The 25,904-nt window shown below is 48.8% G+C and carries 21 protein-coding genes and 1 tRNA gene; 20 read left to right on the top strand and 2 right to left on the bottom strand.

Annotation, left to right across the window (positions count from 1 at the left end; all coding sequences use genetic code 11):
• Positions 1 to 87 precede the first annotated feature (87 nt).
• From VFS25_RS21880 to argH, 12 genes are all read left to right on the top strand, one after another.
• On the top strand, positions 88 to 1,422 hold the full coding sequence (locus VFS25_RS21880) for a sugar MFS transporter (RefSeq protein WP_326464312.1): 1,335 nt from the start codon (positions 88 to 90) through the stop codon (positions 1,420 to 1,422).
• 145 nt (positions 1,423 to 1,567) lie between these two features.
• The gene (galK, locus tag VFS25_RS21875) at positions 1,568 to 2,713 is read left to right on the top strand and encodes a galactokinase (protein WP_326464311.1); all 1,146 of its coding nucleotides are present in this window, start codon (positions 1,568 to 1,570) and stop codon (positions 2,711 to 2,713) included.
• A gap of 184 nt (positions 2,714 to 2,897) precedes the next feature.
• On the top strand, positions 2,898 to 4,982 hold the full coding sequence (locus VFS25_RS21870; RefSeq protein WP_326464310.1) for an alpha-L-fucosidase: 2,085 nt from the start codon (positions 2,898 to 2,900) through the stop codon (positions 4,980 to 4,982).
• A gap of 426 nt (positions 4,983 to 5,408) precedes the next feature.
• Positions 5,409 to 6,203, top strand: a complete 795-nt coding sequence (locus VFS25_RS21865; RefSeq protein ID WP_326464309.1) for a GNAT family N-acetyltransferase — start codon at positions 5,409 to 5,411, stop codon at positions 6,201 to 6,203.
• Positions 6,204 to 6,230: 27 nt separating this feature from the next.
• Entirely contained in the window at positions 6,231 to 7,430 is a 1,200-nt protein-coding gene (gene argG / locus VFS25_RS21860) for an argininosuccinate synthase (RefSeq protein ID WP_326464308.1), read from the top strand.
• A gap of 19 nt (positions 7,431 to 7,449) precedes the next feature.
• Complete coding sequence (argC, locus tag VFS25_RS21855) at positions 7,450 to 8,427, top strand: N-acetyl-gamma-glutamyl-phosphate reductase (RefSeq protein ID WP_326464307.1); 978 nt, start codon at positions 7,450 to 7,452, stop codon at positions 8,425 to 8,427.
• Between the two features lie 63 nt (positions 8,428 to 8,490).
• The gene (locus VFS25_RS21850) at positions 8,491 to 9,618 is read left to right on the top strand and encodes an aspartate aminotransferase family protein (protein WP_326464306.1); all 1,128 of its coding nucleotides are present in this window, start codon (positions 8,491 to 8,493) and stop codon (positions 9,616 to 9,618) included.
• A 52-nt stretch (positions 9,619 to 9,670) separates the two neighbouring features.
• A complete protein-coding gene (locus tag VFS25_RS21845; protein WP_326464305.1) occupies positions 9,671 to 10,624 on the top strand; it encodes an acetylornithine carbamoyltransferase in 954 nt (317 codons plus the stop codon).
• Positions 10,624 to 11,406: an acetylglutamate kinase gene (gene argB, locus VFS25_RS21840; RefSeq protein ID WP_326464304.1), complete on the top strand. Its 783-nt coding sequence runs from the start codon at positions 10,624 to 10,626 to the stop codon at positions 11,404 to 11,406. Before VFS25_RS21845 ends, argB begins: the two co-directional genes overlap by 1 nt.
• Positions 11,407 to 11,409: 3 nt before the next feature.
• Positions 11,410 to 12,474, top strand: coding sequence for a M20 family metallo-hydrolase (locus tag VFS25_RS21835; RefSeq protein WP_326464303.1), 1,065 nt, complete (start codon positions 11,410 to 11,412; stop codon positions 12,472 to 12,474).
• Between the two features lies 1 nt (position 12,475).
• Entirely contained in the window at positions 12,476 to 13,057 is a 582-nt protein-coding gene (locus VFS25_RS21830; RefSeq protein WP_326464302.1) for a GNAT family protein, read from the top strand.
• 108 nt (positions 13,058 to 13,165) lie between these two features.
• Positions 13,166 to 14,497 (top strand): argininosuccinate lyase, encoded by a 1,332-nt coding sequence (gene argH, locus VFS25_RS21825; RefSeq protein WP_326464301.1) that lies wholly within the window; start codon positions 13,166 to 13,168, stop codon positions 14,495 to 14,497.
• A 4-nt stretch (positions 14,498 to 14,501) separates the two neighbouring features.
• Here argH and VFS25_RS21820 read toward each other — a convergent pair whose 3' ends face one another.
• Positions 14,502 to 16,880: a TonB-dependent receptor gene (locus VFS25_RS21820; protein ID WP_326464300.1), complete on the bottom strand. Its 2,379-nt coding sequence runs from the start codon at positions 16,878 to 16,880 to the stop codon at positions 14,502 to 14,504.
• Positions 16,881 to 17,135: 255 nt separating this feature from the next.
• Between VFS25_RS21820 and VFS25_RS21815 the strand changes: the two genes are divergently transcribed.
• The 5 genes from VFS25_RS21815 (at position 17,136) to VFS25_RS21795 (ending at position 21,692) form a co-directional block, all read left to right on the top strand.
• Positions 17,136 to 17,537 (top strand): single-stranded DNA-binding protein, encoded by a 402-nt coding sequence (locus VFS25_RS21815; protein WP_326464299.1) that lies wholly within the window; start codon positions 17,136 to 17,138, stop codon positions 17,535 to 17,537.
• 1,274 nt (positions 17,538 to 18,811) lie between these two features.
• Positions 18,812 to 18,883, top strand: a tRNA-Met gene (locus VFS25_RS21810).
• A gap of 189 nt (positions 18,884 to 19,072) precedes the next feature.
• Positions 19,073 to 19,939, top strand: a complete 867-nt coding sequence (gene era / locus VFS25_RS21805; RefSeq protein ID WP_326464298.1) for a GTPase Era — start codon at positions 19,073 to 19,075, stop codon at positions 19,937 to 19,939.
• A gap of 125 nt (positions 19,940 to 20,064) precedes the next feature.
• Complete coding sequence (der, locus tag VFS25_RS21800) at positions 20,065 to 21,378, top strand: ribosome biogenesis GTPase Der (protein ID WP_326464297.1); 1,314 nt, start codon at positions 20,065 to 20,067, stop codon at positions 21,376 to 21,378.
• A 107-nt stretch (positions 21,379 to 21,485) separates the two neighbouring features.
• Positions 21,486 to 21,692: a hypothetical protein gene (locus VFS25_RS21795; RefSeq protein ID WP_326464296.1), complete on the top strand. Its 207-nt coding sequence runs from the start codon at positions 21,486 to 21,488 to the stop codon at positions 21,690 to 21,692.
• A 201-nt stretch (positions 21,693 to 21,893) separates the two neighbouring features.
• On the opposite strand, the gene VFS25_RS21790 is transcribed toward VFS25_RS21795, so the two are convergent.
• Positions 21,894 to 23,501 carry a S41 family peptidase gene (locus tag VFS25_RS21790; RefSeq protein ID WP_326464295.1) on the bottom strand — a complete coding sequence of 536 codons (1,608 nt, stop codon included), beginning with the start codon at positions 23,499 to 23,501 and terminating at the stop codon, positions 21,894 to 21,896.
• A gap of 178 nt (positions 23,502 to 23,679) precedes the next feature.
• Here VFS25_RS21790 and VFS25_RS21785 point away from each other — a divergent pair, with 178 nt between their 5' ends.
• The 3 genes from VFS25_RS21785 to VFS25_RS21775 all read left to right on the top strand — a co-directional run.
• Positions 23,680 to 24,564, top strand: coding sequence for an N-acetylglucosamine kinase (locus VFS25_RS21785; protein ID WP_326464294.1), 885 nt, complete (start codon positions 23,680 to 23,682; stop codon positions 24,562 to 24,564).
• Between the two features lie 73 nt (positions 24,565 to 24,637).
• The gene (murQ, locus tag VFS25_RS21780; protein ID WP_326464293.1) at positions 24,638 to 25,459 is read left to right on the top strand and encodes an N-acetylmuramic acid 6-phosphate etherase; all 822 of its coding nucleotides are present in this window, start codon (positions 24,638 to 24,640) and stop codon (positions 25,457 to 25,459) included.
• A 23-nt stretch (positions 25,460 to 25,482) separates the two neighbouring features.
• Positions 25,483 to 25,904: hypothetical protein (locus tag VFS25_RS21775; RefSeq protein WP_326464292.1), on the top strand; the 422-nt coding region annotated here is incomplete at its 3' end.

Here is a 25,904-nt window from a genome sequence, read left to right as displayed (position 1 = left end):
CTTAAGTGGCTAGAAAATACAAGAATAGTTAATTAAGTTCGTACCACGCTGAACCAAAATCTATATAATTTTTCATCATTTTAAGTTATGTCTATGGCATCAAATACCGCTGCTGCATTACCGGAAAAGAAAGCAAGTTATGTGCAATCGATTACCATTATTGGGGTACTATTTTTTGTATTTGGATTTGTTACCTGGTTAAACGGCACGCTGATCCCTTTCCTGAAAATTGCCTGTGAGCTTAGCATAGCAGAGGCTCTGCTGGTTACATTTGCATTTTATTTAGCATATCTGTGCCTAGGCTTACCATCCTCCTTTATTCTTAAAAAAACAGGCTTTAAAAACGGTATGGCATTAGGCCTGCTGGTAATGGCGGCAGGCTCGCTCATTTTTGTGCCGGCAGCCAACACCCGCAGCTTTGGCATGTTCCTTACCGGACTGTTTGTACAGGGCGCTGGTCTTACCTTGCTGCAGGCCGCTTCCAACCCCTATATTAGTATTGTAGGGCCTATTGAAAGCGCTGCCAAACGTATCAGCATTATGGGCATTTGCAATAAGGTAGCCGGCATTATTGCACCATTGGTGCTGAGCACCATTGTGCTTAAAAACGCAACAGCGCTGGAAGAACAGATTGCCGCCGCTACCGATACAGCGCAAAAGTCGCTGCTGCTGGATAGCCTGGCCTCCCGCGTAATTGGTCCTTATATAGTAATGGCCGTTGTAGTGGCATTGCTGGCGTTTATGATCAAACGCTCCTCCCTGCCTGAAATAGATACCTCCGGTAACGGCACCGGTACCGGGGGTACTTCATCCGATAAAACCAGCGTATTCCAGTACCCTTACCTGATGCTGGGCGTATTGTGCATTTTCCTGTATGTAGGGGTAGAGGTAATGGCGGGCGATGTAATTGGCACCTACGGTAACCAGCTGGGTATGAGCCTGGATAAAACCAAGTATTTTACCGCATTTACCCTGGCCGCCATGCTGGTAGGATATATAATAGGTATTATTACCATTCCGAAAATTATTTCCCAGGACATGAGCCTGCGCATATCCGCCATACTGGGCCTGGTATTTACTACCTGCGCGTACTTTACAAACGGTTATACCGCCGTAACTTTTATTGCCCTGCTGGGATTGGCCAATGCGCTTATGTGGCCCGCCATATGGCCCCTGGCCATCGATAAGCTGGGTAAATATACCCAGCTGGGCTCCGGCCTGCTGGTAATGGGCATTGTAGGCGGCGGCGTATTACCGCAGGTATACAGCGGCCTGTTTAACAAGGAAGGGCTACTGGGCTTCCTGCATTCCGACAGCATTAATTTCCGCCAGTCTTTTTTATACTGCATGCTGCCTTGTTACGCCTACATTCTGTATTTTGCGGTAGCAGGCCATAAGGTAGGTAAACCTAAGGCTGCGTAAGATTTTTTCGACTTGTTATTCATCTACCGGAAGGCCCGTGGATCACCAGATCGGCGGGCTTTTTCCTTTTGTAGTTTGGTAATTAAGCCCGGTAGCTTATTTTTAGGTGTATTTCTTACGTTTATTATTCATTATCCAATACAAGATGCTACAACAAACCAGGGATCAGTTCATTCAACTATTCAACAACACACCTGTACTGGTAAGCTCTCCCGGCAGGATTAATTTAATCGGCGAGCATACAGATTATAACGACGGTTTTGTGCTGCCGGCTGCCATTGATAAACGCATTATTTACGCTGTAGCCCTGAACGGTACCGATAAGTGCAATGCCTATGCAGATTTTAATAAAGAGCAGGTAAGTTTTGACCTGGATGCAGTAAAGCCCACCAGCGGCTGGATCAATTACCTGCTGGGCGTGGTAGACCAGCTGCAAAAGCGCGGCTACAAAGTGCCCGGCTTTGATTGTGTAATAGCAGGCAATGTGCCTGTGGGCGCAGGGCTTTCCTCATCTGCCGCGGTAGAAGGCGGGCTGGTGGCCGCGCTGGACTACTTAATGGGTTACGGGTTATCCCGCATGGATATGGCGCTGATAGGACAAAAGGCAGAGCATACTTTTCCCGGTGTGCAGTGTGGCATCATGGACCAGTTTGCGAACCTGCATGGTAAAAAAGACCAGGTAATGCTGCTGGACTGCCGCGATCTTACCTATACGTATTATCCTTTTAACTTCCCCGACCAGAAAATTGTGCTGTGCAACTCCATGGTGCATCATTCCCTGGCATCGTCGGAGTACAACGTACGGCGGCAGCAGTGTGAAGCCGGCGTAAAAATATTGCAGGCCGTTTATCCGCAGGTAAAATCCCTGCGCGATGCTACGGCGGAAATGCTGGAAGCCGTAAAGGATAAAATGGACGACCTGGTATATAAGCGCAGTGCTTACGTGGTAGCGGAAATAGCCCGCGTGCAGCAGGCCTGTATTTACCTGCAGCAGGGCAACCTGGCTGCATTCGGTAAGCTGATGTATGAAACCCACGACGGGTTAAGCCGCCTGTATGCCGTAAGCTGTCCCGAGCTGGACTACCTGGTGGAGCTGGCCAAACAGCGGCCAGAAGTAGCCGGCGCCCGCGTAATGGGCGGCGGTTTTGGCGGCTGCACCATTAATTTGGTAAAAGCAGATAAGGTAGATGATTTTACTGCGTTTGTACGTGACCGTTACCAGCAGCAGTTTGATAAGGCGCCGGAAATATACGTTACCAGCATAGAGGATGGGGTACAGGTGCAACCATAAGTTACAGGCTGTAGCTGCAATTGTCTTTTACACACCGGTAGTCGTTAAGCCATAAGCTGCGGCTTGCAGGCCCATTGCCGCCCACTGACAACTTTTTATCAAATGTTGGATTGATTTTCACTAACCTTCACTCACAACCGTTGTCGTATATTACATTTATAGTATTACCCACGATAGTCAGTGTATGATGAAAAAAGCAGCTACATTTCTGGCAGGCGCGCTGTTCTGCTGCCAGGCAGCAGTGGCCCAGTCCACCATTAAACCTTACGGTGCGCTTCCTACCAAAGCCCAGCAGGACTGGCAGGATATGGAGTACTATATGTTTATCCACTTTGGTCCCAACACCTTTACCGACCGGGAGTGGGGGCTTGGCAATGAAGATCCGAAGATCTTTAACCCTACCCAGCTGGATGCCCGCCAATGGGCGCGTACCGCCAAGCTGGCCGGCATGAAGGGAATTATCATCACCGCCAAGCACCACGATGGCTTTTGCCTGTGGCCCAGCAAATACAGTACGCATACCGTACGTGAAAGCGGCTGGAAAAACGGGCAGGGCGATGTGCTTAAAGAGCTGAGCGCCGCCTGTAAAGAGTACGGCCTCAAATTCGGCGTGTATGTATCGCCCTGGGACCGTAACCACCCTGCCTATGGCACGCCGGAATACAACCAGGTGTTTGCCAGCATGCTGAACGAAGTTTTGTCTAACTACGGGCCTGTGTTTGAGCAGTGGTTCGACGGCGCCAACGGCGAAGGCCCCAACGGTAAAAAGCAGGAGTACGACTGGAACCTGTTTCACCGCGTAGTGTACCGCAACCAGCCTAACGCCATTATATTCAGCGATGTAGGCCCAGGCTGCCGCTGGGTAGGCAATGAAGATGGTTTTGCCGGCACCACCAACTGGAGCACGCTGAACATAAAAGGCTTTGAACCCGGGAAAAAAGCGCCCTCCCAGGCCACGCTTAACAAAGGGGATGAAGACGGGGAAAAGTGGGTGCCTGCCGAGTGCGACGTATCTATCCGCGCCGGCTGGTTTTACAGCAATGAAACCAATGATAAGGTGAAAAGCGTAGCGCAGCTGCTGGATATTTACAACGCATCCGTGGGCCGTAACAGCAACCTGCTGCTGAATGTGCCGGTTGACCGCCGCGGCCTTATCCATGCCAACGACTCAACCCGCCTTATGGAGTTCCGCCGCCTGCTGGACGCCACTTTTAAAACCAACCTCGCCCGAAACGCCGAAGTAACGGTAACAGATATACGTAAAAATAATGCCGCTGTAAAAGCCGCCTGGCTGGTAGACGGCAATAACAAAACTTACTGGGCTACGCCCGACGATGTGCTGCAGGCCGGCATTACCCTCACTTTTGCCAAACCGGTTACCTTTAACCGCGTAGTGCTGCAGGAGTACATTCCCCTGGGACAGCGGGTAAAAGCCTTCACGGTAGAAGTATGGGAGAACGGCGCTTTTAAAGAGGTGGCCAGTGAAACCACTATTGGCCACAAGCGCCTGCTGCGCATTCCTGCCACTACTACCACACGGGTAAGGGTGCAGGTAAAAGACGCCAAAGCCTGCCCGGTTATCAGTGAGGTACAGTTATATAATGCGCCCGACCTGCTGGCCGATCCCGAGATTAGCCGCAACCGGGAAGGGCTGGTAACCATCCGCTGCGCCTCCCCCGATCCCGAGCTGCATTACACCGTGGATGGTACGGAACCTACTATGGCATCGGCCCGGTATACGCAGCCGTTTGAGCTGGCCCGGGGCGGCGTGGTAAAAGCAAAAGCGTTTATACATAATGGTAAAACAGCCGGCGCCACCGTTGTAGCTGATTACGATATTGCCCCGGCCAAATGGAAGGTGCTGGCAGCCGACAGCCGGCAGGAAGCCGCCGCCCGCGCTATAGATGCCAACCCATACAGCTACTGGGCTTCCGGCAGTGATGCTGCCGGCCACTACCCGCATGAACTGGCCGTTGACCTGGGTGAAAGCCTCACTATCAAAGGGTTCACCTATTTGCCCCACAAGGATGTGCATGGCGCAGCCGGCACTATTTACAAATACGCCTTTTATGTAAGCGCCAACGGGAAAGATTGGGGCCAGCCTGTAAGCAGCGGCAGTTTCGGCAATATCCGGAACAATCCCATCCTGCAAACCATCCGCTTTCCGCAGGCGGTTACCGCCCGCTACATTAAGCTGGTAGCGCTGGAACCGGCAGCTGAAACAGACCATAACGCCAGTGTGGCCGAGCTGGGAGTGTTAACAAAGTAGAAAAATAATTAATTCATTATGAACGGATTGTCCTCAGGTTAACTGCTGAAGACAGTCCGTTTTTGCATTATGTTAAAGTATTGTCACGGCAAAAAAATTTGTCTGATAATAATAGAATATGTTATAATTTTGCGGAGATTTAATAAAGACAAGTTTTTTAAAACAATTTAATGCTGAACTGAAGTTGGAAAACTTTGCGACCCATACCAACATCTCTGCGTATCATCCTTCTCTGATGGAAGGCATGTACTCTATTGGGTTTAATGTCTTTAGATACCTTTCCCGACGACCTCGCATTTGATAGCATTCGTCTTACATACTGGCATGCTATCGCACAATGATTACCCCATCATTCGTGATTTTTATTCCTGATAACAAGGAAGCTCATTTTAAAATTATTGATTCACTTTTTTCAATTTACGTAAGTTGGAAAATACAGATATAATCGTTAGGGTAGCCACCCCTGACGATAAGCATTATGCAAAAACCATCACCGACGAGATGGAGTCCTCCGCCAAAGCGCGTGGCACCGGTATTGCCAAACGCTCGCCGGAGTATGTGCAGCTGAAGATGGAGGAAGGAAAGGCTGTGATTGCTGTTACAAAACAGGGCGAATGGGTAGGCTTTTGTTACATTGAAGCCTGGGGCCATGAGAAATTCGTAGCTAACTCCGGTCTTATCGTTAACCCTGCCTTCAGAGGCCATGGCGTTGCCAAAGCCATTAAGCACCGCATCTTTGACCTGTCCAGGGAAAAATACCCGGACGCTAAAATATTTGGGTTAACCACCGGCCTGGCCGTTATGAAAATTAATTCTGAACTGGGCTATGAGCCGGTAACCTACTCGGAGCTTACCGATGATGAAGAGTTCTGGAAAGGCTGCCGGAGCTGTGTGAACTTTGACATTCTTACTGCCAAGGACCGCAAGAACTGCCTGTGCACCGGCATGCTGTATGATCCGGCGCAGAAGCTGAAAGAGGCGGAAGAAAAAGCCATGCGCGACCGGGCTGCAGCCGCAAACAAAACGGTGAACATGCAGCCGCAGATGATGGTAGCCGCCAACGGCGCCATGCAGCAGCAGAAAAAGCACCGGCTGTTCAAGGATAACTTCCGTTTATTTGAAAGATGGCTGCGCTATAAAAGGTATGTGCTGCTGAAAGGCGGCAACAACAGCGCCGCCAGCCACGCTAAAAAGAAATTCTTTTTATTTAACCTGTTTTAAGGACCAAACGTTCCAAAAATTGTCGTAATGAGTAAAAAAGTAGTACTGGGATTTAGCGGAGGACTGGATACTTCCTACTGTGTAAAATACCTGACAGAAGAAAAAGGTTATGAAGTGCATTCCGTGATTGTAAACACCGGCGGTTTTACCGATGCGGAATTACAGGAAATAGAAAAGCGCGCTTACAGCCTGGGGGTAAAAAGCCATAAAACAGTAAATGCCGTACGCTCTTATTATGATAAGGTGATCAAATACCTGGTGTTTGGCAACGTGCTTAAGAACAATACCTATCCTTTAAGCGTAAGCGCAGAGCGCATGAGCCAGGCCATGGCCATTGCGGAATATGTGAAGGAAACCGGCGCTACCGCAGTAGCGCACGGCAGCACCGGCGCCGGTAACGACCAGGTGCGGTTTGATATGATCTTTCATATCATGATACCCGGGGTAGAGATCATAACGCCTATACGCGATATGAAGCTGAGCCGGGAGCAGGAAATTGAATACCTGCGGGCAAAAGGGGTACAAATGAACTTTGAAAAAGCTATGTACTCCATTAACAAAGGTATCTGGGGCACTTCTGTAGGCGGTAAGGAAACGCTTACCTCCAACGGTATGCTGCCGGAAGAAGCCTTTCCTACCCAGCTGACCAAAAAAGATCCCGAGCAGGTATCTCTCAAATTTGAAAAAGGAGAGCTGGTGGGCGTGAACGATAAAACATTCGGTCATCCCACAGAAGCCATACAATATTTACAGTCCATTGCAGGGCCTTTTGCCATTGGCCGCGATATACATGTGGGTGATACCATTATTGGCATCAAAGGCCGCGTGGGTTTTGAAGCTGCCGCTCCCATGGTAATTCTGAAAGCGCATCACGCGCTGGAAAAGCATGTGCTCACAAAATGGCAGCTGAGCTGGAAAGACCAGCTGGCGCAGTTTTACGGCAACTGGCTGCACGAAGGCCAGATACTGGATCCTGTGATGCGCGACATAGAAGCTTACCTGGAAAGCTCCCAGCAGCAGGTAACCGGCCAGGTTTTTGTAACCCTGATGCCTTACCGTTTCCAGGTAACCGGTATTGAGTCGCCATATGACCTTATGAGCAGCAAGTTTGGCAAGTATGGCGAAATGAACAGCGGCTGGAGCGGGGAAGACGTGCGCGGCTTCAGCAAAATTTTCGGTAACCAAACCATGATCTGGCACCAGGTGAACGGGCAGCAAAAAGGGTAACGCAAAAAAAGGAAAAACAATGGCACATAAAATAAAAACAGGCATAGTTGGCGGCGCCGGTTACACCGGTGGAGAAATGATCAGGATATTACTGAACCATCCCGATGTGGAAATTGCGTTTGTACATAGCCGTAGCAATGCCGGTAACCCTTTATATGCCGTTCATGCCGATTTGCTGGGTGAAACAGATCTTACTTTTGCGGCAGACCTCAGCAACGATATAGATGTACTGTTCCTTTGCCTTGGGCACGGGGAGGCTAGAAAATTCCTGGAAGCCAATACCATTGCGCCTTCCGTTAAGATCATCGACCTGAGCCAGGATTTCCGTTTAGGAGAAAGCCTGCCTGGCCGGCAGTTCGTATATGGTTTACCGGAGCTGCAGCGGGATAAAATAAAAACTGCGCAGAACATTGCCAATCCCGGCTGTTTTGCCACCGCCATCCAGTTAGGGCTGCTGCCCCTGGCGCAGGCGGGTTTACTGCAGGAAGTACATACCACCGGCATTACCGGCTCTACCGGCGCCGGCCAAAGCCTGCAAGGCACCACGCACTTTACGTGGCGCGCCAATAATGTTTCCACTTATAAAGTGCTTACCCATCAGCACCTGAAAGAGATACGACGAACCTTACAACTGTTGCAACCTTCCTTTACCGGCAACATAAATTTTGTGCCGGTGCGGGGCGATTATCCAAGAGGTATCTGGATCACCTCCTACCTGGAAAGTGGCCTGACCCAGGAAGCGGCGCTACAGTTGTATAAATCATATTATGCATCGCATCCGTTTACGCACGTCAGCGATAAGCAGATAGACCTGAAGCAGGTGGTAAACACCAACAAATGCCTGGTACAGCTGGAAAAGATCGGCACTAAGCTGGTGATCCACTCCATTGAGGACAACCTGATCAAAGGCGCTTCAGGACAGGCAGTGCAGAATATGAACCTGGCCTGCGGACTGGAAGAAACAGCCGGCCTGAAGCTGAAATCTATCGTGTTTTAGCCAGGCGCTCTAACAATTTCTCTTTCACAATGCGTGATGCCACATCACGCCAACAACAACACCATGAAACTTTTTGACGTTTATCCGATCAACGATATTACTATTGAAAAAGGCCAGGGCTCCAATGTATGGGACGATAAAGGCACGCAATACCTGGACCTCTACGGGGGGCACGCTGTAATTTCCATTGGACATACCCACCCGCATTACGTAAAACGCATCACCGACCAGCTGCAGAAAGTTGGTTTTTATTCCAATTCTATCAAGATCCCGTTACAGCAGCAGCTTGCCGGGAAACTAGGCCAGGTGTCCGGTAAGGAAGACTATCAGCTGTTCCTTTGCAACTCCGGTGCAGAGGCAAATGAGAACGCATTAAAGCTGGCTTCTTTCTACAACGGTAAAAAGAAGGTAATTGCCTTCCGGAAATCTTTTCATGGCCGTACATCCCTGGCCGTAGCCGCTACGGATAATCCCAAAATTGTAGCGCCGGTAAATGAAACCGGTAACATCGTATTCCTGCCCTGGCAGGATGAAAAGGCCCTGGAAGCAGCTTTTAAGCAGCATGAAGTTTCTTCCGTGATTATTGAAGGCATACAGGGGGTAGGCGGCATTAATGTTGCCGGCGAAAGCTTTCTGCAAAAGATACGCAGCCTGTGCACCGCACATAATGCCGTGTTTATTGCAGATGAGGTACAGTGCGGCTATGGCCGGAGCGGTAAGTTTTTTGCGCATGACCATGCCGGCATTAATGCCGACATTTACACCATGGCCAAAGGCATGGGCAACGGTTTCCCGGTTGGCGGCATTATTATCGCCCCGCACATACAACCGGCATACGGCATGCTGGGCACTACCTTTGGCGGTAATCACCTGGCTTGCGCCGCCGCGCTGGCCGTGCTGGAAGTAATAGAGCAGGAGCAACTGGTGCAGAATGCCGCTAAAATCGGCAGCTACCTGACAGAGCAGCTGAAGCAGCTGCCCAACATCAAAGAAGTAAGGGGCCGTGGTTTAATGATTGGTATTGAGCTGCCGGAAGAGCTGAGCCAGGTACGGAAAAACCTGCTGTTCAAACATAAGATCTTTACCGGTGAGGCCAAGCCAAACGTAATACGGCTGCTGCCTTCGCTGGCTTTAACCCAGGCGCATGCCGATCAGTTTCTCACCGCTTTCCGTGAAGAGCTGGTAAAATAATAAGCACGCTTAATACAAACTTTTATAAACACACATAACTACAGTTGCCGCAATGAAGCAATTTATTTCCGTAGATGATGTTCCGGGTGTTCCGCGGTTGGTGGACATTGCACTGGGCTATAAGAAAGATCCTTTTAAGGACAAAACATTAGGCACCAGCAAAACACTGGGCATGATATTTCTGAACCCCAGTTTGCGAACACGTTTAAGTACACAGGTAGCCGCCAGGAACCTGGGTATGGAAGTAGTGGTGTTTAACATAGATAAAGAAGGCTGGGCGCTGGAAATGAATGATGGCGCTATAATGAGCGGCAGCACCACAGAGCACGTAAAGGAAGCTGCTGCTGTAATGGGCCAGTATTTTGATATACTGTCTATCCGCACATTTCCCGGCCTGAAGAACAAGGAAGAAGATTATACCGAGAAATACATTAACCAGTTTGTTAAATACGCCGGTGTGCCGGTGGTAAGCCTGGAAAGCGCCACCCTGCATCCGTTGCAAAGCTTAACAGACGTAATTACCATTAAGGAGCGCTGGCAGCAGCCCCGCAAACCTAAAGTGGTAATGACCTGGGCGCCGCATGTAAAATCATTGCCGCAGGCCGTACCCAACTCTTTTGCGCAATGGATGAATGCATGGGGTGAGGCGGATTTTGTGATCACCCATCCCAAAGGCTATGAGCTGGATAAAAAATTTACCGGTAACGCGCCCGTTGAATACAACCAGGATAAAGCTTTGGAAGGCGCCGACTTTGTGTATGTGAAGAACTGGTCGTCGTACAGCGATTATGGTAATATTATCAGCACCGATAGCAGCTGGATGATGACCAGCCAGAAGCTGAAAGGTACCAATGAGGCAAAAGTAATGCACTGCCTGCCGGTAAGAAGGAATGTAGTGATTGCAGATGAAGTGCTGGACGGGCCGCAGTCTATTGTGATACCCGAAGCCGGTAACCGCGTATGGGCGGCACAGGCAGTATTGAGTGAGATATTAAAACAACGCTGATGCTTTTTGTCATTAAAGTAGGAGGCAATGTGCTGGATAATCCTGTGCTGCTGCAATCCTTCCTGGAAGATTTTGCAGCGGTGCAGGGGCCCAAAATACTGATCCACGGCGGCGGCAAAATTGCTACCCGCATCGGTGATCAGCTGGGCATTGAGTCAAAATACGTTAATGGACGCCGCATTACCGATGCTGCTACTATTGATGTAGTAACCATGGTGTATGGTGGCCTGGTGAATAAACAGCTGGTGGCTAAATTGCAGGCGCTGGGCTGTAACGCTATTGGTATGACAGGGGCCGATGCGAATGTAATACCTGCGGTAAAACGCCCGGTAAAGGAAATTGATTATGGTTTTGTGGGGGATATTGATCCTGCAACGCTGCACGCAGCACCGCTGAAAGCCATGCTGGATGCCGGTTTAACCCCGGTGTTCGCCCCGCTCACGCATAACGGGCACGGGCAGATGCTGAACACCAATGCCGATACCATTGCATCGTCGCTGGCCATTGCGCTATCTGCCTGTTACCCCGTGCGGCTTATCTATTGTTTTGAAAAGAAAGGAGTGCTGCGCGATGCGAATGACGATAATGCGGTGATAAACCTTATTAACCGTACCATTTATGCGGAGCTGCTGGAGCAAAAGGTGCTCACAGACGGCATACTGCCTAAGCTCGAAAATGCTTTTGCCGCCATTGAAAGCGGCGTAAAGGAAGTGTTGATAGGCCATGCAGCAGACGTGCGCAGCAACACTTCCGGTAACGTGGCAGGTACTTTAATATGTTAACTTATGTGGAACCAACAGTTATATGCAGATGCCGTAAAGCTTTTACAGCAGCTAATTGCTACGCCTTCTTTCAGCCGGGAAGAACAGGGCACCGCACAGCTCATAGCAGCTGCGCTGGAACAGCAGGGCGTGGCATATAACCGGCACCTCAATAACATTTGGGCGCTGAATAAACATTTTGATGCCGCCAAACCCACGGTACTGCTCAACTCACATCACGATACAGTAAAACCCAACCCGCAGTATACCCGCGACCCTTTTAGACCGGATGTGGCAGATGGTAAACTATATGGCCTGGGCAGTAACGATGCCGGTGGCTGCCTGGTAAGCCTGGTAGCGGCTTTCCTGCATTTTTATAACCATACAAACCTCCGCTGTAACCTGGCGCTGGCTGCCACCGCAGAAGAAGAGATAAGCGGCACCAACGGTATAGAAAGCATACTATCCCTGCTGCCGCCTATAGAGCTGGCCATAGTAGGGGAGCCTACCCAAACCCAGCTGGCTATTGCAGAAAAGGGGCTTATGGTGCTGGATTGCGTAAGCCACGGCAAAGCAGGTCATGCTGCACGCAATGAAGGGGAGAACGCTATTTACAAAGCCATACAGGATATTAGCTGGTTCCGCGAATACCAGTTCCCGGAAGTATCGGAAACACTGGGCCCGGTAAAAATGTCGGTAACAGTGGTCAACACTTCCAATAAAGCGCACAATGTAGTACCGGCGGATTGTTCTTTTGTGGTGGATGTGCGGGTAACGGATAAGTATACACTGGAAGAGGTGCTGGCCGTTATCAAACAGCATGTGAGCTGCACCGTAACGCCGCGCTCCATGCGTATGCGGCCTTCGGGCATTGCACTGGATCATCCTATTGTGCAGGCAGGTATTCGCATGGGTAAAACCTGGTACGGCTCGCCCACTACCTCCGATCAGGCGCTTATACCGGCTACCTCTGTTAAAATAGGTCCCGGCGACTCAGCCCGTTCACATACTGCAGATGAATTTATTTACCTGGAGGAGATCAGCCAGGGTATTGATACTTATATTAAATTACTGACGGAAATTTTATAAGATGGACTTTTACCCGGTACTGGAAAATAAACGCGTACTATTGCGTCCCCTGCAGCCTGGGGATGTAGAGATACTGCTGCCCATGGCTTTACAGCCGGTATTATGGAAAGTGAGTACCATAAGGCTGCAGCAGCAAAGCGACCTGGTAAATTATGTTCAGAACGCCATTACGGCCAGGGAAAATAAAACGGAGATGCCTTTTGTGATCATAGATAAGCAGGCAAACCGTCCTGCCGGCAGCACCCGCTTTCTCGCCATTGTGCCTGCGCATAAACGGGCAGAGATTGGCCATACCTGGATAGATCCGCCTTTGCACGGCACTGGTTTAAACAAGGCCATGAAACTGGCCATGCTGCAGCATGCCTTTGAAGTGATGGACCTGAACCGCGTGGAACTGAAAACAGATGAGCTGAACACGCAGTCCCGCAACGCAATACTGAGCATAGGCGCCAAACAGGAAGGGATTTTCCGCCATCACATGGTAGTAAATGACGGCCGCCTGCGTAACTCCGTATATTTCAGCATTCTGAAAGAGGAGTGGCCGGAGATTAAGGAGCGGATATTTGCGAAATACGATTTTTAAAGAGAATATTAAATGCAAAATGTAAAATGTCGAATGTAAAAGTTGCTGTAGGCGCACTGCTCCCGGCTTTTACGTTGAATGTCTTACATTTAATATTTTACATTCCATATGAAACTTTGGCAAAAAGATAAAACATCGCTGGCTGCAGTAGAAAAATTTACCGTAGGCCGCGACCGTGAAATGGATGCATACCTGGCGCCTTTTGATGTGCTGGGATCATTGGCGCACATTGCCATGCTGGAAAAAATAGGGCTGCTTACCGCAGAGGAGCTGGCTGTATTGCAGCAGGAGCTGAAGCGCATCTATAAAGAGATACAGGCCGGTGATTTTGTGCTGGAAGAAGGGGTAGAGGATATTCATTCGCAGGTAGAGCTGCTGCTGACCCGCCGCCTGGGAGAAGTAGGCAAGAAGATACATAGCGGCCGCTCCCGCAATGACCAGGTGCTGGTAGACCTGAAGCTGTTCCTGCGGCATGAGCTGCAAACCCTGGTGCTGGATGTTAAAGCCCTTTTTGACCTTCTGCAGCGCAAAAGCGAGCAATTTAAAGATCACCTTTTGCCAGGTTACACACACCTGCAAATAGCCATGCCTTCCTCATTCGGCCTGTGGTTAGGCGCTTATGCGGAAAGCCTGGTAGATGATTTAACCGTATTGCAGGGCGCTTATAAGGTGGTAAATAAAAACCCACTGGGCTCAGCTGCCGGCTATGGTTCTTCGTTCCCCCTTGACCGTGAGCTTACCACTGCGTTGCTGGGTTTTGATGCCCTCAACTATAATGTGGTATATGCGCAAATGGGCCGCGGTAAAACAGAAAAAATAGTGGCATTTGCACTGGCCGGCCTGGGCGCTACCCTGGCTAAAATGGCTATGGATGCCTGCCTGTTTATGAACCAGAACTTTGGCTTTATCAGCTTCCCTGATGAGCTGACCACGGGTTCCAGTATTATGCCGCATAAAAAGAACCCCGATGTATGGGAGCTGATCCGCTCATACGGCAACAAGCTGCAGGCATTGCCTAATGAAATAGCCATGATGACTACCAACCTGCCATCCGGCTATCACCGCGATCTGCAGCTGTTGAAAGAAAACCTGTTCCCTGCATTCCAAACGCTGCGCAACTGTTTGCAGATGGCCGGTTTAATGCTGGAGAACATGCAGGTAAAGGAAAATATACTGGATGATGAAAAGTACCGCTACCTGTTCAGTGTTGAAGTGGTAAACAAGTTGGTGCTCGAAGGCATTCCCTTCCGTGAGGCGTACAAACAGGTAGGTATGGATATAGAAAAAGGTACTTTTGTGCCGGAAAAAGCGGTACACCATACGCATGCCGGCAGCATTGGCAATTTATGTACACAGCAGGTAAAAGCCCAGATGGAAGCCGTATTAAACGGCTTTCCATTCAGCAAAGTAGAAGAAGCAATCGGTCGCCTGGCGGAGTAATTACCTACAGCCCTACTGTAACACCTATCATATAATTCGTGCCTGCCATCGGGTAGTAACCATTGCTTGATTTGCGTATGCCATCCTCAATGTACATATAAGTATAGCCGTTAGGCTCGTATTTCCTGTTGAAGATATTGTTCACCATCAGCTGCAATCCCAGTTCTTTGAACAGGGGTTGCGGAACGGTGTATTGCAGGCGCATGTCGTTGGTATAATACCCGTTCAGGCTGCGTTTTTCTTCGCCGGTATTATCCAGGTACTGCCGGCTTACATATTTGCCAACCACGTCTATAGCCAGGCCCTTTACAGGTTTGGCGGTAAGGGTGTAACCTGCTACCACACCCGGGGAGAAGGAAATAGTGGAATTACCGTAATGCACCGTGTCCTGCAGGCCGGTGTCATAATTATCAATGTATGCAACATAGTCCTTTATCTTATTCCGGCTAAAGGCTGCGTTGGCGCTCAGGGAAAATATTTTGTTCAGCTGTACGCTGCCCTGCAGCTCTATACCGGCACGGTAGCTTTTCGGAATATTGGTACGCGTATAAGCACCCACATCGTTCAGCTTACCGGTTTGTACCAGCTGGTTCTTGTAATACATGTAATAGGCATTGGCTGTTAAGTTCACGCGGCTGTTGCGGAAAACATAACCGGCTTCTATGTTCTGCAGGGTTTCATGTTTGGGCGTTTGTGTAAGCCCGGCTTCAAAATCATCGCGGTTAGGTTCTTTGTTGCCTACTGCGTAGGAAGCATACAGCTGGCTGTTGTTGCTCAGGTAATAGTAAATACCTGCTTTAGGATTAAAGAAGTTGTACGAGTTGTGCTGGATTAAAGCAGGGTTATCTTCAAAACCGTCAATATTAAAGCGTATGGTACGGTATTGAAGGTCGGCAAACACGCGCAGGGCTTCTGTTACTTTCAGCTCACCTTTCCAGTAGATGTTAAAGTCGTTTTTATCTGCATCCAGGTCATAATACTTATGGTCTTTATCAATATCGTATTGCGCCCATATGATTTTGGCGTAATGCGCGCCTTCATAGCGGTTCCAACCGCCGCCCAGGCTCCAGTTCAGTTTTTTACCGGTGCTGTTCACAGAAAAAATGGCGCCGTAAAAATCATTGTCGAGCCATAGCTGCCGGACCAGGTCGGTAGTATCTACCGGCAGGCCGTTAATAACAGGCGATGCCAGTCCGTAGTCGGCAAACAGCTGCTGTGCTTTGTATTGCTCATAATACCCTTTGCCTTTGGTGTAGTGCAAAGCCACGTTAAAGTTCAGGTGATTGTTTATTTCCTGGTTCAGGAACAGCTGGTAATGATCCTGCTGGTAATTGTCGGTTTCATTATCATAAGGAGCACCGGGTTTTTCAGTACCGGCAGAGTTATAGGTGCGGTTGGTATGCAGCAGCGCTTCGGGCACGCCGTTCCAGGCCTGGTAAGTTTTTTCTTTGCCGGAAAATACGTTCAGGCGGATAGCTGTTTTTTTGGAGATGTACGCTGCGGATGTATAAAAAGAGTGCAGGTCGGCGCTGGCGCGGTCTATATAGCCGTCAGAGCTGATCTTGGAAAGGCGCGCATCCAATGTAAAGTGATCGCTGATTAAACCGGAGCCGGCTTTTACAGTATGTTTCCAGCTGTTGAAAGAGCCGTAGCTGTTATTGATTTCCCCATAGGCTTTGTCGCGGAACTCATTGGTGCTGAGGTTCAGCGTTGCGCCAAAAGCGCCGGCCCCGTTGGTAGAGGTGCCTACGCCCCGCTGCAGCTGTATGCTGTTCACAGAGGAGGCAAGGTCCGGCAGATCTACAAAAAAGGTACCTGCAGACTCGGCATCATTCAGGGGAATGCCGTTAACCGTTACATTAATGCGGGTAATATCGGAGCCCCGCACACGTATTCCCGTATAGCCGATACCGTTACCAGCATCGGAATTGGTTACTACTGCAGGCATCTGGTTCAGCAGCAGGGGCAGGTCCTGCCCCAGGTTCTGCTTTTTAATATCTTCCGCATTCAGGGTAGACTTGGTAAAAGGTGCATTTTTACCTGCGCGGAGGCTGCTGATCTCTACCGGTTGCACAAACAGGCCGGTTTCTTCCAACGCTATATCCAGCGTATTGGCTGTATTACCCTGCAGGGTAGTGGTAAAAGTGCGGTAGCCCAGGTAGCTGGCCTGCAGGCGGTAGCTGCCCCTGGCGGGCGCCTGCAGCTGGTAATGTCCGTTAGCGTCTGTATGTGCGCCATTGGTGCTGTTGCCCTGTATAATAATGGAAACGCCCGCCAGTGGCCGGCCATTGGATTTATCAGTAACAGTACCGGAAATATTTTTTTGTGCGTATAGCACAGTTGTGCTGATAAGCAGCCACAAAAGCAGTAAGTATTGTTTCATTGCTATGTTGTTTCCTAACCAGCATTACCTGGTCACAGGTTCAATGGGTGTGATCTCAGCCTGACAGTAAGGCACCCCTTAATTGAATTATAACACTGCAAAGTTATACGTGTGTTACATAAAAAAAGAAAAATTTTTTTTTGGTTTATGAAATTCCCCTATTTTCGATGCGCAATTCTCTCTCTCATTTTGCGCTCTAATGTTTTAAGAGTTAACCGCGTCGTTAACCACCCATTAAATACTAAATACAGAGCAATGATAAAAATGCAAATGATTGGCTATCTGGGAAAAGATGCCGTTGAGAGCAGTTACAATGGAAAATCCGTATTAAGCTTTCGCGTAGCCCAAACAGAACGTTTTAAGAACCAGCAGGGCGTACCACAGGAAAGAACTACCTGGGTAGATTGTGCCATGTGGGAAAGAGCTAACCTGGCTCAATATTTAACACAGGGCACCCAGGTGTACCTGGAAGGAAAACCTTATGCAGAAGCTTATAACAGCAACGCCGGCGAAGCCGTAGGCGTAATGCGGCTGCGTGTACAACACCTGCAGCTACTGGCAGGCGGCCGCCGGCAGGATGATGCTTCAAAACCCACTGCAGATGCTTTGGCAGACGATGCTTTGCTGGAGCAACCTGCAGACGACCTGCCTTTTTAACTCAATTCGGTTATATAGTGGTAAAAAACAAGCCGGCCTTATTGAAGGCAGGCACCTGATAGAAAAGGTAAACTTGTAGAAGGCTTGTAATGATCCTTCTGCTGAAGGGGTTATTTAACTAGACGCCGGCCTTGTCCAGGGCTGGTATGATATCTTATACTTTAAGAATATTGAAGGTGTTGCTGCCGGCAAACAAACGGCAGCGGAGCTAAGGCTATACATGACATGGAGCATAAGTTCCAGCAAAATATACCGGCCTTATCCAGGGCTGGTGTTATTGTTATGCCGTAACTGGTTTTGCAACAGATGGTATAACGGGCAGATAATGAAGAACGGGTTATTGTTATGCCGGTAATAAATTCATCATTACCGGTGTAAGGCCAGCCGATAAGGAAGGCTGGCGCTGTTGTGGGGCCGGTATAGTTACGGTGTGGCGCAGCCGGCAAATAATGAAGAAGGGTGTTCGTCGTTTACTATAAGGTTAGTATAAACAATGATTAAACCGGTTCTTTCCAGGGCTGGTATTCGATTTCATGCTGCTGGCTATGCCGGCAGGTGAAGTTTTGGTGTAGCAAATTTGATAATGATTTCTAACAAGGTTGGCCTTTTCCAGGGCTGACAATTATTGAATACCTGGTTGTACTGAAAATTAGGGCTCACCGCTTAACCTATTACGGCATTAAGGCTTGCCCCCCTACAAAAAACCTCACAGGCAGCAGGAAGATTGATGGCTTACCTATATGGAATTAGGGCTCAGCCTTAATTTTCTAAATAAGAACGTTGGCGCTTGGGGTCGGTTTGCTGCAATCGGTTTTTTTATGACTGCAAAATTTGTATTACGGCTGGTTGATGAACCAGGTACATCCGGCTCACAGCACCTGATCATTCAGCACATAATATGCGCTGCCCCCATCGGTATTTTCCATATCTGCAACTGCTGTTCACCTGATTATTCAGCACATGATATGCGCGGACCGGCAATTTCGCGGGCTTATCATTCCCCGGGCTTTCTCAACTACGTCGTATGTCGTTATTGTTGATGGCTTCCAGCAGCTTTGTTATTCCCCCAGGCTTCTTAACCTGACCAGAAGGGTTCTCTGCAGGTAGTTTCCTCTGCTTTGAAATTCCCCGTGGGCCGCCAAATCACCTGCGGAATTTTAAAATGAAATTAACCAGAGTGGTATAATTTCTGTAGGATTATTTACCTCAGAGCAAAACTTTTTTTAAAAAAGATTTGGCAGTAATAAATCATCCCCTTACCTTTGCACCCACATTGCGAGGTAGAGCAGAGGTAGCTCGTCGGGCTCATAACCCGAAGGTCAGAGGTTCGAATCCTCTCCTCGCTACAAAAGAGAAGGTCCCGGCAGAGGTCGGGATTTTTTGTTGAAAGTACGGAAGAAGGACATCCGCAGGTCGGTGGACGGAAGTTCAACATCCGCTCATCATTTCAAAAACATTTTTAAAGCCGAAGTAATTCGGCTTTTTTTATTTTATTTCGTTACGGCCTATAAACCCTGACGGAAAAAGTTACAGCAATGCATAAAGCAGGATTTGTAAATATTTTCGGTAAGCCAAATGCAGGTAAAAGCACCCTGCTCAACGCCCTCACCGGCGAAAAGCTGGCTATTATCTCCCCGAAAGTACAAACCACCCGCCACCGCATTACCGGCATTGTTACGGAGCCGGACTACCAGATTGTTTTTTCAGATACCCCTGGTATTATAGATCCCCGGTACAAGCTGCATGAAAAAATGATGAGTGCAGTAAAATCAGCCCTGGAAGATGCGGATGTTGCCCTGCTGATCATGGACGTGAAAGATAATGTAGCAGAGAACCTGGAACTGTTTGACTCCCTGAAATTAAAAGTGCCCTGCATACTGGTGCTGAATAAAATGGATGTGCTGAAAAAGGAAGAGCTGGCTAATGTGCAGGCACAATGTGAAGCGTGGGGCAAGGCAAAAGTGGTTACCATTTCCGCCATGCAGCAAAAAGGTATTGCCGCGCTGCTGCAGCAGATTGTTGCATTGCTGCCGGAAAGCGAACCTTTTTACCCCGAAGATACGTTAACGGATAAGTCTACACGTTTTTTTGTAGCCGAAATGATCCGTGAAAAGATCTTCCAGCTGTTTGAAGAAGAAATTCCTTATCATACTACCGTAGTGGTATCTCAGTTCCAGGAAAAGCAAACCCTGGTAAAAATTTCTGCAGAGATCGTAGTAACGCGGGAAACGCAGAAAGCCATTATCCTGGGAGAAAAAGGTAAGTCTATCCGGCAGATAGGCACCCTGGCCCGGCAGGATATAGAAAAGTTCATCGGAAGGAAAGTATTCCTGGAGCTGTTTGTAAAAGTAAGAAGCAAATGGCGGGATAATGAAACGTACTTAAGGGAATACGGGTATTAAAATCAGTTTTCAATTGTCAATTACAAATTACGAATTAAAATGCAGCGATTTATTGTAGCAGTTAAAAGTTTAATTGGTCTCTGCCTGTTAATTCGTAATTCGTAATTCGTAATTCGTAATTAATTATGTCTGGATTTACAGTCGCCATCGTGGGCCGGCCAAATGTAGGTAAATCAACTTTGTTCAACCGCCTGCTGGAGCAGCGTAAAGCAATAGTAGATGATGTGAGCGGCGTTACGCGCGACCGCCAGTATGGTATTGCCGACTGGAATGGTAAAACATTCAACGTGGTAGATACCGGCGGTTTTGTAGCTAACAGTGAAGATGTGTTTGAGCGGGAGATCCGCAAGCAGGTAAAAATAGCCATGGAAGAAGCGAATGTGCTGGTGTTCATGTGCGATGTAACCACCGGTATTACCGACCTGGATGCGGAAGTGGCAGATATGTTGCGCCGGTCATCCAAACCGGTATTCCTGGTAGTGAATAAGGTAGACAATAACGAGCGTATGCTGGAAGCCGCTGAGTTTTACAGCCTGGGCTTTGAAAAAATATTTTTCCTTTCCTCTATTACCGGCAGCGGCACCGGCGAGCTGCTGGATGAAGTGGCCGCGCTGATAACAGAAGATATGCTGGCCGAGCCCAAGGACAACGAGCTGCCGAAAATAGCCATCATTGGCCAGCCTAATGTGGGCAAGTCTTCGCTGCTGAACGCCCTCATAGGAGAGGAGCGCAATATTGTTTCCGATATTCCCGGCACCACGCGCGACACCATTCACACCCACTATAAGCTGTTCCAGAAAGATTTTGTACTGATAGATACTGCAGGCGTGCGCCGCAAGGCAAGGGTGCATGAAGACCTGGAGTTTTATTCTGTTATACGCGCTATTAAGGCCATGGATGAAGCGGATGTTTGCCTGCTGCTGCTGGATGCCACCAAAGGTATTACCGCCCAGGACCTCAGTATTTTCAGCCTGGGCGTAAAAAAAGGCAAGGGCATGGTAATACTGGTAAATAAATGGGACCTGGTGGAAAAGGAAACCAATACCGCCCGCGACTATGAGCAGGAGCTGAAAAAGCGGCTGGCCCCTTTTTCAGACGTACCAATTATTTTTACCTCTGTATTGCAGAAGCAGCGCATTTTCAAAGCAATAGAGGAGGCGCTGCGCGTGTATGACAACCGGCAGCGCAAAATACCCACCTCCCGCTTAAATGATATAATGCTCAAAGCCATAGAAGCTTATCACCCGCCGGTGGTAAGAGGTACGCCCATCCGTATTAAATATGTAACCCAGCTGCCAACCCATACGCCGGCCTTTGCCTTTTTCTGCAATTTGCCGGACGATGTAAAAACACCCTACAGGAATTACCTGGAAAACCAGCTGCGTTCAAATTTTGATTTTCAGGGCGTTCCTTTAAAAATCTTCTTCAGGAAGAAGTAAAAATGTGGAGAAAGTCCACAAATATAACGTATTATAAAAACATATATTTTATATTCAAACTTATTTATATAAATTTGCACGATCTTAAAACTAATCACTTACAGAGTATGAAAAAATTATTCGTGTTCGCCATCGCTGCAGGTATGACTACTTTCGCAGCTTGCAACAGTGGTGCTTCTTCTGAATCTGCTGATTCTACAGCAACTACAGCTGTTGACACCGTATCTGCTGCTCCTGTTGATTCTTCAGCTATGCCTGTTGATTCTACTATGGCTGACTCTAGCGCTGCTACTACCGACAGCACTGCTCACTAATTGTAAGGGGTTATATACCTTTTAACTTTCTTGCAAACAATTTATTAAAGAGGCTGCATCATAACTTTTGATGCAGCCTCTTTTGTTTTTGATATTGCCTTGTCTTACTGCAGCCGTCATTTAAAATTAAAAGGTGAAAAACACAGCCGTTCGGGCTATTGTTTTTCACCTTTTTAATATAGCTGTACTGTTGCTGCCTTATTATTTTACTTTCTCCAGCTCGGAAACCGCCCGCTTTACCACAGGGTCGGTAGCATTAATTACTTCATAAAAACCTTCTGAACGGTATAGCTGCCTGGCCAGCATGGTTTTAATACGGTCCTGTATTTCGGCCTTGTCTTTAGGTGTTATCCGCTCCGTATGGATGCTGTCTTTCCCGGCAAAGTTCAGGAAGGTATTATACAGCTCATTGTCTACGCTGAACTGGCGGGTAAAGTTAGAGGCGTCTTTATAGCGGCTCAGCGCCTCCTGGTGCGTATTGTAATACTGGTAAGCAAAATTGCTGAATGTATTACGTGTGTACATTTCAGCCAGCACCCGGGAAAAGCTGGTAGTATCAAAAGGCATGAATACATCCGGTGTAATGCCGCCGCCGCCGTACACAATGCGGCCTTTGGCGGTTTTATAGGGAATAGTGTCTGCCGGCTTAATACTGTCCTTGTTCAGCAGTTCTCCATGGTTAAAGCGGTTCATAATATCCTCATCATACGCCTCACGGCCATTGCTGTACGACTTCTGGATGCTTCTGCCGGAAGGTATATAATAGCGGGCCACGGTTAACCGTAATGCCCCGCCGTTGCTCAGGTCAAACTGCTCCTGCACCAGGCCCTTGCCAAAAGTACGGCGGCCTATGATCAGGCCCCGGTCCCAGTCCTGTATGGCGCCGGCCAGTATTTCGCTGGCAGAGGCAGAGCCTTCGTCGGTAAGCACGGCCAGGGCGCCCTTCTCAAACAAACCAGGTCTTTCGCATTTATAATCTGTGCGGGGGTAGCTTTTGCCTTTAGTATACAGGATCAGCTTATCGCCGTCCAGCAGCTCGTCGGCAATGCGGGTGGCTGCGTCCAGGAAGCCGCCGGGGTTTTGCCGCAGGTCTATCACCAGTTTTTCCATCCCTTGCTGCTGCAGTTTGCGCAGGGCATCCACAAACTCACGGTAGGTAGTAGCGGCAAATTTGCTGATCTTGATGTAGCCTGTTTTTGGGGCAATCATGTAGCTGGCATCCACGCTGTACAGCGGTATAACGCCGCGTTTAATGCGTATGTTCACCTGCTTGCCGCTCCGCAGCATGGTTACCTTTACTTCTGACCCCTTAGGGCCGCGCAGCAGCTTGCGTATCCGGTCTGGTGTAATGCCGCTGCCGGTAACATTCAGGGTATCATCCACCTTAATGATCTTATCGCCGGTAAGCACGCCTGCCGACTCCGAAGGTCCGCCGGCTATGACCGCCACCACATTCACAGTATCGTCTGTAATGTTAAACTCTACGCCAATCCCTTCAAAATTGCCTTCCAGGTCTTCATTCACCTCTTCCACGCTGGAGGGGGGAATGTATATGGAGTGAGGGTCCAGGTGGCTCAGCAAACCATCAATGGCTTCCTGCTGCAGGTCGTTTACCTTTACCGTATCTACATATTTAACTTTGATAAGGTCCATGGTTTCCTGTAAAGCGCTGCGGTTGCCCCCGTTGAAAAGCACGGCATTGATCGCATTCCTGCCTGTGGGCATTTTATGACCCAGGTACATGCCCAGCGCCAGCACAATTGCAAATAAAAGGGGTAAAAAAACATTCAGCTTTCTGTTGTTTGACATAATTTCCTGTATTGAGCCCCAATAATTTTAGATTTACGATTTTACATTTTAGATTTGGACCGAAGCAGCGCATATCAGTAGGTAAGCCCGTAAATCGTAAATTACTTGCCGATTTGTTTAAATTGTGACAAAAATAGCATTTTATATTCTGCTTCGTTAATTTCATAAATCAACGGATATGCCTGTAAAGGTTAAGCTGATAGCGGATAGTGGTTCTACCAAGGCAGACTGGAGCCTGTTAACTCCAAGTAATCATTTCCGTTATCAAACGCAGGGCATCAGCCCCTTTTTCCTCAACACCCAACAGGTGCAGGAAGTGCTGCAAAAGGAGCTGCAACCGCAGCTGCCGCCCGGCGTGGAGATAGAAGAGATCTTTTACTACGGTACCGGCTGCTCGCAGCCCAGGAGTGTACAGATCATGCAGGAGGCCCTGGGAGCAGTATGGCCGCAGGCAAACATTTTTGTATCGCACGACCTGATGGCTGCCGCACATGCGCTTTGCCAGCACAGCCCCGGCATAGCCAGCATACTTGGTACCGGCTCCAATAGCTGTTATTACGACGGGGAGCGTATTGTGCGCAACAACCCGGGCCTGGGTTATATCCTGGGCGATGAAGGCAGTGGCGCTTACCTGGGCCGGAAGCTGCTGCAGTACTACTGCTACAACTCTTTTGATGAGGAGCTGCAGCAGCGCTTTGACGCCAAGTATAAGACCAATAAAGACGAGATACTGGAAAACGTGTACCGTAAGCCAATGGCTAACCGGTACCTGGCCGGCTTTACTGTTTTCCTGGGCGAGAACCGCGGGCACTTTATAGTGGAAAACATACTGGAAGACGGCCTGAACGACTTTTTCTTTAACCATATTTACAAATACCGCGAAAGCTGGACCCACCCCCTGCACTTTACCGGCAGCATTGCCTGGCATTTCCGGGATGTGCTGCAAGCCCTGTGCGAGCTGTATGAGCTGCAGCTGGGGTCTGTATTACGCAACCCCATGGATGGATTGATAAGGTACCATGAAGAGGCAGGGGTGAAGTACGAAGCAGGCGGCAGGAGATAGGAAGTAAGATGTAAGTAATGCAGGGAACAGGCGCAACGCCTGCACCCATCAATAGATAAAAATTAAGCAACGAATGTCCTTTGTAAGAGTAACGGAGCAAACTTCCCACTATCGCCACCTCGAAAAGATGAGCGTAGCGGAGATACTGACCAATATTAATAAGGAAGACCAGACCGTGCCCCAGGCGGTAGCAGCGGTAATACCGCAGATAGAGAAGCTGGTAACCGCCATAGCAGACAAAATGCTGGCCGGCGGACGCCTTTTCTATATTGGAGCCGGTACCAGCGGCCGGTTGGGAATTGTGGATGCATCGGAATGCCCGCCCACCTTTGGTGTGCCGCATGGCCTGGTAATAGGCCTTATTGCCGGCGGCGACGCTGCCATCCGCAAAGCCGTGGAGTTTGCAGAAGACGACCGGGAGCAGGGCTGGAAAGACCTGCAGGAATTTAATGTTACAGAAAAAGATGTAGTAATAGGCATTGCCGCCAGCGGCACTACCCCTTATGTAATTGGCGCCCTGGAAAAGTGCCGGCAGGAAGGCATTGTAACCGGCAGCATCTGCTGCAATCCGGGCGCCCCTTTATCTGCCGCTGCCGACTACCCGGTTGAGGTAGTGGTAGGCCCTGAGTTTGTAACCGGCAGCACCCGCATGAAAAGCGGCACTGCGCAAAAGCTGGTGCTCAACATGATCTCTACCGCTGTTATGATACAGCTGGGCAGGGTAGAGGATAATAAAATGGTGAACATGCAGCTGAGTAATGATAAGCTCGTAGACAGGGGCGTGAAAATGCTCATGGAAAAGCTGCAGCTTACAGAATATGAGGCCGCCAAAGAGCTGCTGTTAAAGGCAGGCAGCGTTAGAAAAGCGGTGGAAGAATATAGCAAGATGGCGTAACTTTAGGAGGAGATTGAGAGCCTATGCACGATATAGAACCATATTACAACTGGCGCCATTTGTATGCAGCTGAGGAGGATGAGCTATCGCCGTTCTATGGAAGGGAGTATAGTGAATTTGAATATACCAACACCGTATATAACTATTACGTACATCCACAATGGGACGATTTCGGGTCCCGCACGCTGTATCTGAAAATACTGTTTGCAGATTACCAGTTCAACTTTGCCATTATTGAATTGTTGGGAGAATGGAATGACGCCATCGAGAATGACATTATGACCCTCAAACGGGAGATCATTGATCTTATGATCGCCGAAGGCATCAATAAATTCATTCTGATTACGGAAAACGTAATAAACTTTCATTCCTCTGATGATTGTTATTATGAAGAATGGTGGGATGATGTGAAGGATGACGGCGGCTGGATCGTTAGCCTGAACAT

This window comes from Chitinophaga sp., from assembly GCF_035761305.1.
Taxonomy (GTDB): Bacteria; Bacteroidota; Bacteroidia; order Chitinophagales; family Chitinophagaceae; genus Chitinophaga.
The sequence above is the reverse complement of the archived record's forward strand: the minus strand, read 5'-3'. Positions and strand labels throughout refer to the sequence as shown.

Bases quoted from the DNA above. Each gene is read 5' to 3' on its own strand.
- VFS25_RS21815 (WP_326464299.1), top strand. From the start codon at position 17,136: ATGATAAAAATGCAAATGATTGGCTATCTGGGAAAAGATGCCGTTGAG.
- argH (WP_326464301.1), top strand. From the start codon at position 13,166: ATGAAACTTTGGCAAAAAGATAAAACATCGCTGGCTGCAGTAGAAAAA.
- VFS25_RS21880 (WP_326464312.1), top strand. From the start codon at position 88: ATGTCTATGGCATCAAATACCGCTGCTGCATTACCGGAAAAGAAAGCA.
- VFS25_RS21820 (WP_326464300.1), bottom strand. From the start codon at position 16,880: ATGAAACAATACTTACTGCTTTTGTGGCTGCTTATCAGCACAACTGTG.
- murQ (WP_326464293.1), top strand. From the start codon at position 24,638: ATGTCCTTTGTAAGAGTAACGGAGCAAACTTCCCACTATCGCCACCTC.
- era (WP_326464298.1), top strand. From the start codon at position 19,073: ATGCATAAAGCAGGATTTGTAAATATTTTCGGTAAGCCAAATGCAGGT.
- argC (WP_326464307.1), top strand. From the start codon at position 7,450: ATGGCACATAAAATAAAAACAGGCATAGTTGGCGGCGCCGGTTACACC.
- argG (WP_326464308.1), top strand. From the start codon at position 6,231: ATGAGTAAAAAAGTAGTACTGGGATTTAGCGGAGGACTGGATACTTCC.
- VFS25_RS21845 (WP_326464305.1), top strand. From the start codon at position 9,671: ATGAAGCAATTTATTTCCGTAGATGATGTTCCGGGTGTTCCGCGGTTG.
- VFS25_RS21785 (WP_326464294.1), top strand. From the start codon at position 23,680: ATGCCTGTAAAGGTTAAGCTGATAGCGGATAGTGGTTCTACCAAGGCA.
- VFS25_RS21795 (WP_326464296.1), top strand. From the start codon at position 21,486: ATGAAAAAATTATTCGTGTTCGCCATCGCTGCAGGTATGACTACTTTC.
- VFS25_RS21790 (WP_326464295.1), bottom strand. From the start codon at position 23,501: ATGTCAAACAACAGAAAGCTGAATGTTTTTTTACCCCTTTTATTTGCA.
- der (WP_326464297.1), top strand. From the start codon at position 20,065: ATGTCTGGATTTACAGTCGCCATCGTGGGCCGGCCAAATGTAGGTAAA.
- argB (WP_326464304.1), top strand. From the start codon at position 10,624: ATGCTTTTTGTCATTAAAGTAGGAGGCAATGTGCTGGATAATCCTGTG.
- VFS25_RS21850 (WP_326464306.1), top strand. From the start codon at position 8,491: ATGAAACTTTTTGACGTTTATCCGATCAACGATATTACTATTGAAAAA.
- VFS25_RS21830 (WP_326464302.1), top strand. From the start codon at position 12,476: ATGGACTTTTACCCGGTACTGGAAAATAAACGCGTACTATTGCGTCCC.
- VFS25_RS21835 (WP_326464303.1), top strand. From the start codon at position 11,410: ATGTGGAACCAACAGTTATATGCAGATGCCGTAAAGCTTTTACAGCAG.
- galK (WP_326464311.1), top strand. From the start codon at position 1,568: ATGCTACAACAAACCAGGGATCAGTTCATTCAACTATTCAACAACACA.
- VFS25_RS21870 (WP_326464310.1), top strand. From the start codon at position 2,898: ATGATGAAAAAAGCAGCTACATTTCTGGCAGGCGCGCTGTTCTGCTGC.